Source organism: Bacillus cereus group sp. BfR-BA-01309 (assembly GCF_022664315.1).
Taxonomy (GTDB): domain Bacteria; phylum Bacillota; class Bacilli; order Bacillales; family Bacillaceae_G; genus Bacillus_A; species Bacillus_A mobilis.
This window is the reverse complement of the sequence record NZ_JAKUHE010000010.1, coordinates 188,676-201,876: the sequence shown is the minus strand read 5'-3', so window position 1 is coordinate 201,876 and position 13,201 is coordinate 188,676. Positions and strand designations below refer to the sequence as shown.

Below are 13,201 nucleotides of genomic sequence, written 5' to 3'. Positions count from 1 at the left end.
GATTATGGTGTATCGGTTGAAGATTTTTTCGACTGATTTTTGAAACGCCATCGTAGTGAATGAAATAGAAATAAAATTGGGATATAGGCGTATACAATATATAAACCAGCTTGAGATAGCACCGTATTTAATGTATTGATACTTTCACGGTTTGTGAAAAATAAGGATGAAATAAATATGGTTGCGATAAATAATGGTAGTGTGATTTTAAACGGTATGTGAAACGATTTTTTACTAATGCAACAAGAAGACCAAATGGTTAAACAAAGATTAGGTAAAATGATAAGATACCATAGGAAAATAATGATGTACTCAAACCTTTGGATGAAAGGAACCTTTATGATTTTTAGCATCGTTAATGTTGGCCAAATTGTATGATGTAGTTGCCCTTGGCTATAGTACATAAGGGAAACGATGGCTAGTATTACGTATAGAATCGTTGTAAAAGCAATACCACCATGTGCCCATTTATTTATCGATTTTTCTTTTTTTATAAATGGATAAAAAATAAGGATCGCTTCAAACCCGAGAAACTCTAATGCAGATGCTTTCGCTGCAGTTAAAATGTCTAAAGGTGAATGAGTTAGAATTGGGAAAATGTTACGGACATGTGCATATTTCATTGGGAAAACTAAGAAAAATAGGACGAAAATCGGTATGATAACGCCCCAAAAACATATTCCTGTTACAGAGCGAAAGCCGCCTCTAATTACGTAATAAGCCACAAGTAAAAATAATAACGTTAATTTCCACGGCTTAATTGTAGGAAAGACCCAAACTTGAATAACTTCAATATATGTACGAAGAACGGTAAGACAAAACAATAGAAGATATGCAGCAAAACATACAGAAAAAAATGTTCCAATCCATTTTCCGAAACATGTCGTATGAATATTCATTAAATCATTATCTTTTTCTAACATTTTAAGCATGCAAAATAATACGATATGAGTAGCAATGCCCGCAACAATAAGGGAAATCCAAGAATCATAACCGGCAAATTGCGCAATAATCCTTTGGTATCCTAACACACCTACTCCGATTTGTAGGGAGTGTAATAGAAGGAATGTGAAATAAGGGGAAACAGTATGTGTTTTATCTTGTTTAGCCATGATAGCACCTCACTATTCTCCGATACCAGATTGTACGATATTAATTTTCACATTAACAGCAACGTCTACGTTAGGATACATGTCCTGAATTTGTTTCATGCTCCATTTTCTTGAGTGGCTACGAATTTCTTCACGTATACCGATTGGATCAATTCCTTTTTCTTGGAATTGTTTTATTAATTCGTTTAAATCCTTCTCGAGCTTTTTTTCTACATGTTTTTTAACGTAAGTAACATTTTGGCTCTTTGATAAATCGAGCCAGTCAGGAGCATTTTTTATAAGGCCATTTAATTTCAGTCGAATGTGAACTTTCGGAATGTCACCGGCGTCTGAAAGGGAACATTCACTTTTTCCAGATAAGTTTTGGGTTGCGATTAATCCTTTATGTTTACCTTGACGTATCGGAACTTCGTAACGCCCATTTTTCGTTGGATTAATGAGTAATTTAAATAAAAAAGACCTTTTCTTATCTGTATACATAGCCACTTTATCCTTTTTTAAAAAAGCTAGCCCTTCAATGGAAGCAGACTGGTCTTCTGATACTTGAATGTAAGGAAGGAATGGATCGTATCCAGATGAATAGAAGTTATATAAAAAAATATTTAAAGCTGTCCGTGGGATTGTCTCGTTTTTTATATTTTGTTCCAGTAATTCAGATAGATATAGCGACCCATTTGTTTTGATATGTTTAAGTAATTTTTCTGCTGAACCATCTACAAGCGCTAGTTGTACATCTCGGCCAATGTTAGAATCACGTTGTAAGTTGTTAATAACATCTCCAATTCCATGTTCACCAAATGCTTTTCCAAATAGGACAACACGCATTTGACCTACAGCGATTGTATGGGGGGATTTCCCGTTTAGTCGTGAAGATATTGTTTCAATGGTACCAGCAGTAGTGGATTGAGTTTCTGGATTAGATTGTACGCCTTTCGTGTAATCAGGATATAAAATTGTCCCACGAAATTTTTTGTTTTTTGTTATATCAAAACCACCTACATGAATCATTCGTTGTGTGTCTACTATATTCGTTTCTGTACAACCAGATTGAAAAATTAAAACGATAATAGCAAAGCATAATAAAATATTTTTCATTTTTCCTCACCGTCGCGTTTTTCTTTTGCTTTGTTTGGATCATAGCGCCATTTCTTTTTTGGTCTTAGGAAAGAGGCACGCGCGGCCGTTTGGCTAAACGGCAAACGAAGGAGACCTTCTGCTGTCCCTAAACCGCGAAATGGATATAAAGGTAATAAATAAGGTGATCCAAGTGATTTTAAGCGAATTAAATGAGCTAATATGAATACGAAGCCGACAATGAGACCTAGACCGCCAAACGCTCCAGCTAAAATGATGAGAGGAAATCGCAATATCCGGATGGTTGAAGACATTTTGACTGTCGGTGTTGTAAAGGAAGCTAGCGCAGACAATGCAACCGCAATTAATAAAATAGTACTCGTTAAAGCAGCCTCCACAGATGCCTGGCCAATAACAATCCCACCAACAATGCCAATCGTTTGGCCGACTTTAGTCGGTAAGCGAGCTCCAGCCTCGCGCAGTAATTCAATTGTAATTTCTAAAAAAAGTGCTTCTAAAACAGGTGGAAAGGGTACGTTAGCTCTAGAATAAATAATAGGACCGAGTAAATCCGCAGGAATCATTTGATAGTGATACGTTAAGACAGCTGTATAAATAGCTGATGAAAATAAAGAGAATGCTGCTCCGAAAAAACGAACTAATCTAAGAAAGGAACCTGCTATCCAGGGTAAATAATAATCTTCTGGAGAGACGAAGAAATCGAGTAATGTTGCTGGTCCAGCTAATGCATACGGTGAACCATCTGTTAAAATGACGACTCCTCCATTCAACAATGCAAAAACGGAGCGGTCTAAACGCTCTGTAGGCAGTAAAACAGGGAAGGGGGAGTTACTATTATCACTAATGAACTGTTCAATCATAGTCGCATCAAAAGGGTAATCAAAATCAATATCTTGTAGACGTTGCATGGCAGTGTTAATATGCTGTTCATTTGTAATCCCTTCGATATAAGCAACTACAACTTTTGTTTTGGACATAGAACCAACGCTAACCTCTTTGAAAATTAATTGTTCGGTTACGATGTTTCGGCGTAATAAATGTATATTTATATCAACGTTTTCAACAAAACCGACTTTAGGGCCGATCACGCTATATTCATTTTCTGTATCATTTGCTAAACGAGTTCCTAAAACTGTGCTTTCAGCGCGTAGGAGTGCATAATCTGCTTGCTCTGGACCTTTTTTTAGTTGTAATAACACATATCCACTTAATAATTTTTCGCGAATCTCATCAATGGAAGGAGAGACGATAATATCTTCAATAGATACGGTATTGGCGACATCTTCTATGGTGTGAATCACGTCTAATTTAGTTTTTATAGGCGCTAAAATGAATCGCTTAATAATAAGTGATTCTACTGTAGATTTATAATAAAACAAACATAATGTCCCATCTTCTATGATGTGATAAGAAGAAAAGTCGCTTGATTCTTTCATAGTATGAATAAAATCTGGAATAGAACAGACTGTTTGTTTTTTCTTTTTTGATGTTACACGAAACATTTACGCACCCCCTGACATATATCATTTACTTATGTTAGTTTTTGGGAAAGACGGGAATTTATACTTGAAAATTGAAAGTTCATAAAGAAAAGGAAGAGTATTGAAAAACTCTTCCTTTTTGGCATGTTAATTTGTTTTCTTTTCCTTAATAGACTTTACTAATTTAATCATTTCAGCTCGTATATCATCTTTTTTTACATTTAATTTTTCTGCAATTTGTTTAATATCCATTCCGTCTTTTTTCATTTTTAGTACATCATCAAGAGGAGTATTACTTTTTTGAGAGATGATTGTTAATACCGTGAGCTGACGTAATCCGATATTATAATCTTTCATTTTTTGTTTTAGTCCGTCTGGTGTAGATTTTTGCATATTTGCTAATTCTTGCAGTAGTGCTTTTTTCGTTTCTTTATTCATATGATGCTTTTTCAATTTACTTGGATCTACACCGAAATGCTTTGCTGTTTTCTCCCAAGATTTATTTTGTTTATAGTAAGCTAAAACGTCTTTTATTTCTTTTTTACTCATTCTTGCAATGTGAGAAGCTTTCCAAATTTCATGTTTGTTATAGCCGAGTTTTTCGAGTGACTGCATTTCTTCTTCTGAAATTGGTTTATGATGATGGAATGCTACTTCTTTTGGTGTGGCAGCGGAAGCAGGGAAAGTAGAAATCCCGCATAATAATGCTACCATGGTCATACTTACTGCGATTTTTTTGTACATATAAATTCCTCCTAGATGGATAATGTGGAAAACTGTACACATATCATTTCCATAAAATGTGAAATACTTGTGAACAAATCAAGTTTTTTTATTCACAGTGTGAAATGACGTTTTTGGAAGTTTTCCAACATAAAACATTGATTAATAGTGAAAAACTAGGGTATAATCGAAATTGAAAATCAATATCAATAATAAACGTATACATATAGATAAAAATAAGGGAGAGAAAAATATGACTACATATACTTCCATCGCAAATGTGATTAAAGAAAGACGTTCTGTTCGTACATTTACAGATAAAGCAGTAGAAAAAGAATTATTAATTGAACTATTAAACGACGCAACATGGGCGCCAAATCATAAAAACCGTGAACCATGGAATTGTAAATTATATATTGGAGAAGGCCGTCAGAAATTAGTAGACGCAGTATTAAACTCTTTCACAGAAGAAGAAAGAGCGAAGCGCGGTAAAATTTTATCAGATCGTTTCTTAAGCACACCTGCACAAATCGTCGTATATATAAATGAAGACCCACGCCAAATTCAACGTGATGAAGATTACGCTGCAACATGTGCATTTATGCAAAACTTCCAACTGCTTGCTTGGGAACGTGGATTAGGTTCTGTTTGGAAATCAGGCGGATTAAACTACAATCCATTATTTATAGAAGGACTCGGTTTAACAAGAGGCCAACGTATCGTTGGAATTCTTCACCTTGGCTATTTCGATAAAGCACCAGAAGGAAAAGCTCGTACACCGATTACGGAGAAGATGGAGATTATTGAAGGTTAATAGATGAGACATTCTCGTTTTTATGAGGATGTCTTTTTATTATGCAATCAAAACTCATGAAAGCTTGTTCCTCATCATACACTTTCTTAAGGGAAAGTGTAAGGAGGGAAAATAATGAGAGCAAGTGACGATAAAGCACTGCAATATGCGATTGCGGAAATTACGGAAATTGCGACTGGATTTGGGCTTGATTTCTATCCGATGCGTTATGAAATATGTCCAGCTGAAATTATTTATACATTTGGTGCATATGGGATGCCGACGCGGTTTTCACATTGGAGTTTTGGAAAACAGTTTTTCAGAATGAAATTACAATATGATTTAGGTCTTAGTAAAATATACGAACTCGTTATTAACTCTGATCCATGTTATGCCTTTTTATTAGATACGAACTCGTTAATTCAAAATAAATTAATTGTAGCGCACGTTTTAGCACACTGTGATTTCTTTAAAAATAATATTCGCTTCTCTAATACGAAACGAGATATGGTAGAGAGTATGGCGGCAACGGCTGATCGCGTGAAAGCATATGAGCATAAATACGGAAAGGCAGAAGTCGAAACATTTTTGGATGCCGTACTTGCTATTCAAGAACATATTGATCCGTCGATTATGCGCCCGAAACTGGCGTGGAGTATTGATGATTTAGAAGAAGAAGTAGAAAAGAAAAAGGCATCGCAATACGATGACCTATGGAATTTAGATGATCGTAATAAAAAGAGGGAACGGCCCAATGTACGTAAAAAGAAGAAAATTCCGCCGCAACCAGAGAAAGACTTACTTCTCTTTATTGAAGAATATAGCCGTGAGCTAGAAGATTGGCAGCGAGACATATTAACGATGATGCGTGAAGAAATGTTATATTTCTGGCCGCAGCTTGAAACGAAAATTATGAATGAAGGCTGGGCATCATACTGGCATCAACGTATACTGCGTGAAATGGACTTAACATCTGATGAAGCAATTGAATTTGCGAAATTAAATGCAGGTGTCGTACAGCCATCAAAAACAAGTATTAACCCATACTACCTTGGTATTAAAATGTTTGAAGATATTGAAGAACGCTACAACAACCCGACAGAAGAAATGAAACGACGCGGTGTAAAACCGGGATCTGGTCGTGACAAAATCTTTGAAGTACGCGAAATTGAATGGGATGTATCATTCTTAAGAAACTACTTAAACAAAGATCTCGTAATGAGAGAAGATATGTACTTATTCCAGCGCCAAGGAAAAGAATATAAAGTAATAGATAAAGAATGGGAACATGTACGTGATCAGCTCGTAAATATGCGTACAAATGGCGGCTTCCCGTACTTAGTAGTAGAAGACGGAGACTACTTAAAGAACGGGGAATTATACATTAAACATAGTTACGAAGGAATTGAGCTCGATTTAAAATACTTAGAAAAAGTATTGCCATACATTCATCAATTATGGGGAAGAACAGTGCATATGGAGTCCATTGTGGAGAGTAAGGGCGTTGTATTTTCTTATGATGGGAAGATGGTGCATCGGAAGTATGTGTGATGAAAAGAACGGACATAGAAATGCTATGTCTGTTCTTTTTATTTGTTTCAAATTTGTGAAAGAAAGCCATATATATTGAAAATGATTTTTGTATATTTTATTATATACCCATACAGGTATGGGTTTTATGTTTTTGATACATTGAGAAAATAAACAAGATGGAGGTTTGAAATATGTCTAGAAAAATTATAGTAGTAGGTGGAGTTGCGGGCGGGGCGTCAGTCGCTGCAAGGCTTCGTCGCTTAAGTGAAGAAGATGAAATTATTATGGTGGAGCGCGGTGAATATATTTCATTTGCAAATTGTGGATTACCATACTACATTGGCGGTGTTATTACAGAAAGACAAAAGTTATTAGTACAAACTGTTGAAAGGATGTCAAAGCGTTTTAATTTAGATATACGTGTATTGAGTGAAGTGGTAAAGGTTAATAAAGAAGAGAAAACAATTACTATAAAGAATGTAACTACAAATGAAACATATAACGAGGAATATGATATTTTAATTCTTTCACCAGGGGCAAAACCAATTGTTCCACCTATTCCAGGTATTGAAGAAGCGAAAGCAATATTTACGTTACGAAATGTACCTGATACAGATCGTATTAAAGCTTATATTGATGAGAAGAAACCACGTCATGCGACGGTTATTGGTGGCGGATTTATTGGAGTTGAAATGGTTGAAAACTTAAGAGAACGAGGAATTGATGTTACTCTTGTAGAGATGGCAAATCAAGTAATGCCACCAATTGATTATGAAATGGCAGCATATGTACATGAGCATTTGAAAAAGCACAATGTTGAGCTTGTTTTTGAAGATGGTGTAGATGCATTAGAAGAGAACGGGACTGTTGTACGTTTAAAAAGTGACTCAATCATAAAGACAGATATGATTATTTTAGCAATTGGTGTGCAACCAGAGAGCAGTTTAGCGAAGGATGCAGGGTTAGCACTAGGAGTTAGAGGAACGATAAAGGTAAATGAGAGTTTTCAAACATCAGACCCACATATATATGCAATTGGTGATGCAATTGAAGTAAAGGATTTTGTTACAGAAACAGAAACGATGATTCCTTTAGCGTGGCCAGCTAATCGTCAAGGTCGCATGTTAGCAGATATTATTCATGGTCATACAGATTCTTTATATAAAGGTACGATGGGAACTTCTATAGCTAAAGTTTTTGATTTAACAGTTGCTGCGACGGGAGTAAATGAGAAAATATTAAAACGATTAAATATACCCTATGAGGTAGTACATGTACAGGCGAATTCTCATGCTGGATACTATCCGAATGCTACGCCAGTGCTAATAAAATTAATTTTTAATAAAGAAAGCGGAAAAATGTATGGGGCTCAGGCTTTAGGGCGTGACGGTGTAGATAAGCGTATTGATGTTATTGCAACGGCAATGAAGGCGAATTTAACTGTAATTGATTTGCCAGATTTAGAATTATCATATGCCCCGCCGTATTCTTCTGCAAAAGACCCAGTAAACATGGTAGGGTATGCAGCAAGTAATATAGTAGATGGTTTTGTGGACACAGTACAATGGCATGAGATAGATCGTATCGTGGAAAATGGTGGATATCTTATTGATGTTCGAGAGCCTAATGAACTTAAACAAGGAATGATGAAAGGTTCTATTCATATTCCTTTAGATGAGTTACGTGATCGTTTGGATGAAGTGCCGGTAGATAAAGAAATATATATTACTTGCCAACTTGGTATGAGAGGGTATGTTGCAGCGCGCATGTTAATGGAAAAAGGATATAAGGTAAAGAATGTAGATGGTGGCTTTAAATTGTATGGGACAGTATTACCAGAACGTGTTGTATATTAATATTTTTTCATCTTCCATTTCAAAACTTGGTGGAAGATGAAAGCCTATATAGTAAGGTTTCACTTCTTGTTTTATGCACATATAAGATAAACATTAAAAATAGGGGTTTACAAAATACCCCGCAGGGTATAATATATTGTCATAAGCTATAAATAGTGACATAATGGTAATGAGGTGATTATAGAATGGAATATAATCAAGATATGAAAAATAGATTGAAACGTATTGAAGGTCAAGTTCGTGGTGTGCTTCGTATGATGGAAGAAGGAAAAGATTGCCGAGAGGTTATTACACAGTTAACGGCATCCCGTTCTGCACTTGATCGTACAATTGGACTTGTTGTGGGGACAAATTTAGAGCAATGTTTACGTGAGCAGTTTGAAAGTGGTAACGGTTCAAATGAAGAGTTAATTAAAGAAGCTGTTCAATTACTTGTAAAAAGCCGATAATCTGTCAAACATAAGTGTTGACAGATTTTCAAAAACATTTTAATATACCCCTACAGGTATTAGTATATACGTTATGGAGGAATCGACTATGAGTATAAAAGTGGATATGAGTTTAGATTGTAAAGGATTGGCTTGTCCGATGCCGATTGTGAAGACGAAGAAGGCGATGGAAGGTTTGACATCAGGGCAAGTGATTGAAGTTCAGGCAACAGATAAAGGGTCTACTGTAGATATACAAAGTTGGGCGAGTAAAGTAGGTCATCAATATATTGGGACGAAACACGAAGGCGATCTATTGATGCATTACGTTAGAAAAGCACATGAGCATGAAGTGAATGAAGTAGTGAAATATTCTCATACAATTACAAATGAGGAATTGGAAGAGCTATTATTAAGCGGTGAAGAATGTATTGTAGTAGATGTTCGTGAAGCGGCAGAATTCGCCTTTGGTCATATTCCATCGGCTATTTCAGTTCCATTAGGCGAACTAGGCAGTGCAGCATTAGATCAGACGAAGCAAATATATGTTATTTGCCGAACTGGTAACCGTAGTGATGTAGCTTGCCAAATGTTGAACGAGAAAGGGTATTTAAATGTGAAAAATGTCATTCCAGGTATGTTAGAGTGGCAAGGGAATGTGGGAAAATAAAATTTTTTAAATGAAAATATACCTATGGGGGTAATTAAATGAGCGTTAAACCGTTACATGTAAAAGATGTTGCAGAGAAAGTTTTATTCGGAGAGTTGTTTATTTTAGATGTTCGTAATGAGACGGATTATGAAGATTGGAAAATTGAAGGGAAACAAATTTCTTCTATAAATAAACCGTATTTTGATTTATTAGATGGTGTAGAGCATATTGTAAGTGAATTACCTAAAGATAAAGATGTTTTAGTAGTATGTGCAAAAGAAGGGTCTTCTATATTTGTGGCAGAGCAATTAAAAGAGGCCGGATTAGAAAATATTTATTATTTAGCTGGCGGTATGAAAGCTTGGAGTGAATATGTGAAGCCGTTAAAAGTAGGAGATGTACAGGGCGGAGGAAGTATATATCAATTTAACCGTCTTGGAAAAGGTTGCTTATCATATATGGTTATTTCAAACGGTGAGGCAGCAGTTATTGATGCGGTAAGAACTGTTGAAGCATATGAAGAGTTTGCGAAAGAGCATGGCGTTACGATTACGAATGTAATGGATACACATTTACATGCAGACCATATTTCTGGCGGACGTAAGTTAGCTGAAAGAGTAGGTGGTGCGTATTGGTTACCGCCAAAAGATGCGGAGGAAGTCGTTTTCTCATATAAACCGCTTGTTGAAGGATCTGTTATTACGGTGGGGGGTACTAAAATTGAAATTGACGCATTATACTCACCGGGGCATACGATTGGAAGTACATCATTTATTGTAGATGATTCCTATTTATTATCAGGTGATATTTTATTTGTAGATTCAATCGGACGTCCAGATCTTGCCGGAAAGGCTGAAGATTGGGTGAGTGATTTACGAGAAACTCTATATAACCGATATAAAGTATTATCTCAACAATTAATCGTGTTACCAGCTCATTATTCAAAAATAAGTGAAATGGATGAGAATGGTGTTGTGAGCGCAAAGTTAAACGATTTATTTGCGTATAATGCAGGACTAAACATTGAGGATGAGGGAGAGTTTCGTAAAGTTGTAACGGAGAATTTACCACCTCAGCCGAATGCTTATGAAGAAATTCGTCAAACGAATATGGGTAAAATCCATCCGAGTGTGGATGAAGAGCGTGAAATGGAGATTGGTCCAAATCGTTGTGCAGTTCATGAATAATGAAATAAACAAATAAAAAAATGGAGGAATAGATGATGAATGTAAAACAAGTATTAGATGCGAAAGGTTTAGCATGTCCGATGCCGATTGTAAGAACGAAGAAAGCGATGGATACTTTACAAACTGGAGAAGTGTTAGAAGTACATGTAACGGATAAAGGGTCAGTTAAGGATATTCCAGCGTGGGCAAATAAAGGTGGTCATGACATCGTAAAGCATGAAGAAGAAGCTGATGTGCTAAAGTTTTGGATTAAGAAGGCGTAGCATGTTTATAAATGTAGAGAGGTTGGTTATATGAATACAATATTAAGTACGCTTTTCATAGTACTGGCTGCAGCGTTTGTTATTTCACGTTTTTTACCGGTGAAAGGTGTTCAAAATATAAGTGGAAAAGAATTAAAGGGTATAGCAGGAAAAAAGGGAAAACAATTTATCGATGTTCGCACAGTAGGTGAATATAGAGGAAATCATATGAAAGGATTTCAAAATATACCGCTAAATGAGTTAGCGAGTAAGGCAAATCAGTTAGATAAAAATAAGGAAGTAATCGTTATTTGTCAGAGCGGGATGAGAAGTAAGCAAGCAGCAAAAGTATTAAAGAAATTAGGGTTTCAGCACGTTATCAATGTTTCAGGCGGTATGAATGGCTTGTGAGGAGGAAATTTAAAATGAAAGAAATGACAGCAACAGAATTAGAAGAAAAATTGTTACGTAAAGAAGTAGTAAATATCGTAGATGTACGTGAAGTAGAAGAAGTCGCCGAGGGGAAAATCCCAGAAGCGTGTAATATTCCACTAGGATTATTAGAATTTCGTATGCATGAGTTGGATAAAAAGAAAGAATATATTATCGTTTGTCGCTCTGGCGGAAGAAGTGGAAGAGCAGTTCAGTTTTTAGAGAGCTACGGTTTTCGAGCAATCAATATGGTAGGTGGTATGTTAGCGTGGGAAGGTAAAGTCGTATAGTACAGAGATAAATGATTTGAGCCTTTTTACAAACAAAGATATACCCCTATAGGTAATCGGAGGGAGAACAACATGGAACAACAGAAGAAAACAACAATCGTTTTATTTAGCGGAGATTATGATAAAGCGATGGCTGCTTATATTATTGCAAATGGTGCAGCGGCGTATGATCAAGAGGTGACTATTTTTCATACTTTTTGGGGCTTAAATGCTTTAAGGAAAGATGAACATGTGAAGGTAAAGAAAACTTTCATAGAAAAAGTATTTGGAAAAATGATGCCGCGTGGTGCGGATAAGATGGGATTATCAAAAATGAATTTTGCCGGTATGGGACCAAAGATGATTAAAGGTATTATGAAAAAACATAATGCGATGCCTTTACCGGATTTAATGGATTTGGCGAAAGAACAGGGAATTAAACTTGTAGCTTGTCAAATGACGGTAGATTTATTAGGGTTAAAAGAGGAAGAGATTATGGAAGGGGTAGAGTTTGCAGGAGTAGGAGCTTATTTAGCAGATGCTTCGGATGGGAATGTGAACTTATTCATTTAAATCACCTTCTTTTTAGAAGGCGGGGGATATAAGGTGAGTTTAGTCGTATTACTTTTTATAATTGGGTTTATCGGATCGTTTATATCAGGAATGGTTGGAATTGGCGGTGCGATTATTAATTATCCGATGATCCTATACATTCCGGTATTGCTAGGATTTACTGGCTATACGTCACATGAAGTGAGTGGTATTACAGCAGTGCAAGTATTCTTTGCAACTTTTGCAGGGGCATGGGCCTATCGGAAAAGTAATGATATGGATAAAACGTTAGTTATGTATATGGGAGCTAGTATATTAGTAGGAAGTTTCATCGGGAGTTTTGGTGCTAACGTATTAGAGGAACATACGGTCAATGTTGTTTATGCAGTGTTAGCAACAATTGCTGCTATTATGATGTTCGTACCGAAGCGAAATAGTGGTGATAAAGTGAAATATAATAAATGGTTAGCAAGTTTGCTAGCGTTTATTGTAGGTGGAGCATCAGGCATTATAGGTGCTGGTGGTTCTTTCTTATTAGTACCGATTATGTTAGTGATTTTAAAATTGCCGATACGTACAACAATAGCAACATCTATTGCTATTACGTTTATTTCCTCAGTAGGGATTACGACTGGAAAAGTGATAACTGGGCAAATAGTTGTAATTCCAGCTCTCATTATTGCGATTGCAAGTATCTTTGCTGCGCCGCTTGGAGCGCGAGTTGGGAAGAGGATCAATCAAAAAGCACTGCAATATATGTTATCGATTTTGATTGTAGGCACTGCTGTTAAGATGTGGATTGATATGATATCGAAATAAAAGGATGGTGCTGCTTGCAGCCCATCC

15 protein-coding genes are annotated in these 13,201 nt (G+C 36.1%); 11 read left to right on the top strand and 4 right to left on the bottom strand.

Annotation, left to right across the window (positions count from 1 at the left end; translation table 11 throughout):
* Positions 1-2 precede the first annotated feature (2 nt).
* From MR115_RS19945 to MR115_RS19930, 4 genes are all read right to left on the bottom strand, one after another.
* Positions 3-1,112, bottom strand: coding sequence for a GerAB/ArcD/ProY family transporter (locus tag MR115_RS19945; RefSeq protein WP_242242515.1), 1,110 nt, complete (start codon positions 1,110-1,112; stop codon positions 3-5).
* A gap of 12 nt (positions 1,113-1,124) precedes the next feature.
* A complete protein-coding gene (gene gerYC, locus MR115_RS19940; RefSeq protein ID WP_242242514.1) occupies positions 1,125-2,207 on the bottom strand; it encodes a spore germination protein GerYC in 1,083 nt (360 codons plus the stop codon).
* On the bottom strand, positions 2,204-3,709 hold the full coding sequence (locus MR115_RS19935; protein WP_242242512.1) for a spore germination protein: 1,506 nt from the start codon (positions 3,707-3,709) through the stop codon (positions 2,204-2,206). Before MR115_RS19935 ends, gerYC begins: the two co-directional genes overlap by 4 nt.
* 126 nt (positions 3,710-3,835) lie before the next feature.
* Positions 3,836-4,432 carry a hypothetical protein gene (locus tag MR115_RS19930; RefSeq protein ID WP_242242511.1) on the bottom strand — a complete coding sequence of 199 codons (597 nt, stop codon included), beginning with the start codon at positions 4,430-4,432 and terminating at the stop codon, positions 3,836-3,838.
* 232 nt (positions 4,433-4,664) lie between these two features.
* Between MR115_RS19930 and MR115_RS19925 the strand changes: the two genes are divergently transcribed.
* The 11 genes from MR115_RS19925 to MR115_RS19875 all read left to right on the top strand — a co-directional run bounded on the left by MR115_RS19925 (position 4,665) and on the right by MR115_RS19875 (position 13,174).
* Positions 4,665-5,225 (top strand): nitroreductase family protein, encoded by a 561-nt coding sequence (locus tag MR115_RS19925; protein WP_000214829.1) that lies wholly within the window; start codon positions 4,665-4,667, stop codon positions 5,223-5,225.
* A 114-nt stretch (positions 5,226-5,339) separates the two neighbouring features.
* Complete coding sequence (gene spoVR, locus MR115_RS19920) at positions 5,340-6,755, top strand: stage V sporulation protein SpoVR (RefSeq protein WP_242242509.1); 1,416 nt, start codon at positions 5,340-5,342, stop codon at positions 6,753-6,755.
* Positions 6,756-6,928: 173 nt separating this feature from the next.
* Positions 6,929-8,593 (top strand): CoA-disulfide reductase, encoded by a 1,665-nt coding sequence (cdr, locus tag MR115_RS19915; protein ID WP_242242507.1) that lies wholly within the window; start codon positions 6,929-6,931, stop codon positions 8,591-8,593.
* Between the two features lie 185 nt (positions 8,594-8,778).
* On the top strand, positions 8,779-9,042 hold the full coding sequence (locus MR115_RS19910) for a metal-sensitive transcriptional regulator (RefSeq protein WP_000456206.1): 264 nt from the start codon (positions 8,779-8,781) through the stop codon (positions 9,040-9,042).
* A gap of 73 nt (positions 9,043-9,115) precedes the next feature.
* Positions 9,116-9,691, top strand: a complete 576-nt coding sequence (locus MR115_RS19905; protein WP_242242505.1) for a sulfurtransferase TusA family protein — start codon at positions 9,116-9,118, stop codon at positions 9,689-9,691.
* A 38-nt stretch (positions 9,692-9,729) separates the two neighbouring features.
* On the top strand, positions 9,730-10,860 hold the full coding sequence (locus MR115_RS19900) for an MBL fold metallo-hydrolase (RefSeq protein WP_242242503.1): 1,131 nt from the start codon (positions 9,730-9,732) through the stop codon (positions 10,858-10,860).
* A gap of 32 nt (positions 10,861-10,892) precedes the next feature.
* Positions 10,893-11,123 (top strand): sulfurtransferase TusA family protein, encoded by a 231-nt coding sequence (locus MR115_RS19895; RefSeq protein WP_048526303.1) that lies wholly within the window; start codon positions 10,893-10,895, stop codon positions 11,121-11,123.
* A gap of 30 nt (positions 11,124-11,153) precedes the next feature.
* A complete protein-coding gene (locus MR115_RS19890; RefSeq protein WP_242242501.1) occupies positions 11,154-11,513 on the top strand; it encodes a rhodanese-like domain-containing protein in 360 nt (119 codons plus the stop codon).
* 14 nt (positions 11,514-11,527) lie between these two features.
* Complete coding sequence (locus MR115_RS19885) at positions 11,528-11,824, top strand: rhodanese-like domain-containing protein (RefSeq protein WP_063263475.1); 297 nt, start codon at positions 11,528-11,530, stop codon at positions 11,822-11,824.
* Positions 11,825-11,896: 72 nt separating this feature from the next.
* A complete protein-coding gene (locus MR115_RS19880; RefSeq protein WP_000437730.1) occupies positions 11,897-12,376 on the top strand; it encodes a DsrE/DsrF/DrsH-like family protein in 480 nt (159 codons plus the stop codon).
* 33 nt (positions 12,377-12,409) lie between these two features.
* Complete coding sequence (locus MR115_RS19875; protein ID WP_242242499.1) at positions 12,410-13,174, top strand: sulfite exporter TauE/SafE family protein; 765 nt, start codon at positions 12,410-12,412, stop codon at positions 13,172-13,174.
* Positions 13,175-13,201 lie beyond the last annotated feature (27 nt).

Bases quoted from the DNA above. Each gene is read 5' to 3' on its own strand.
- MR115_RS19945 (WP_242242515.1), bottom strand. From the start codon at position 1,112: ATGGCTAAACAAGATAAAACACATACTGTTTCCCCTTATTTCACATTC.
- gerYC (WP_242242514.1), bottom strand. From the start codon at position 2,207: ATGAAAAATATTTTATTATGCTTTGCTATTATCGTTTTAATTTTTCAA.
- MR115_RS19935 (WP_242242512.1), bottom strand. From the start codon at position 3,709: ATGTTTCGTGTAACATCAAAAAAGAAAAAACAAACAGTCTGTTCTATT.
- MR115_RS19930 (WP_242242511.1), bottom strand. From the start codon at position 4,432: ATGTACAAAAAAATCGCAGTAAGTATGACCATGGTAGCATTATTATGC.
- MR115_RS19925 (WP_000214829.1), top strand. From the start codon at position 4,665: ATGACTACATATACTTCCATCGCAAATGTGATTAAAGAAAGACGTTCT.
- spoVR (WP_242242509.1), top strand. From the start codon at position 5,340: ATGAGAGCAAGTGACGATAAAGCACTGCAATATGCGATTGCGGAAATT.
- cdr (WP_242242507.1), top strand. From the start codon at position 6,929: ATGTCTAGAAAAATTATAGTAGTAGGTGGAGTTGCGGGCGGGGCGTCA.
- MR115_RS19910 (WP_000456206.1), top strand. From the start codon at position 8,779: ATGGAATATAATCAAGATATGAAAAATAGATTGAAACGTATTGAAGGT.
- MR115_RS19905 (WP_242242505.1), top strand. From the start codon at position 9,116: ATGGAGGAATCGACTATGAGTATAAAAGTGGATATGAGTTTAGATTGT.
- MR115_RS19900 (WP_242242503.1), top strand. From the start codon at position 9,730: ATGAGCGTTAAACCGTTACATGTAAAAGATGTTGCAGAGAAAGTTTTA.
- MR115_RS19895 (WP_048526303.1), top strand. From the start codon at position 10,893: ATGATGAATGTAAAACAAGTATTAGATGCGAAAGGTTTAGCATGTCCG.
- MR115_RS19890 (WP_242242501.1), top strand. From the start codon at position 11,154: ATGAATACAATATTAAGTACGCTTTTCATAGTACTGGCTGCAGCGTTT.
- MR115_RS19885 (WP_063263475.1), top strand. From the start codon at position 11,528: ATGAAAGAAATGACAGCAACAGAATTAGAAGAAAAATTGTTACGTAAA.
- MR115_RS19880 (WP_000437730.1), top strand. From the start codon at position 11,897: ATGGAACAACAGAAGAAAACAACAATCGTTTTATTTAGCGGAGATTAT.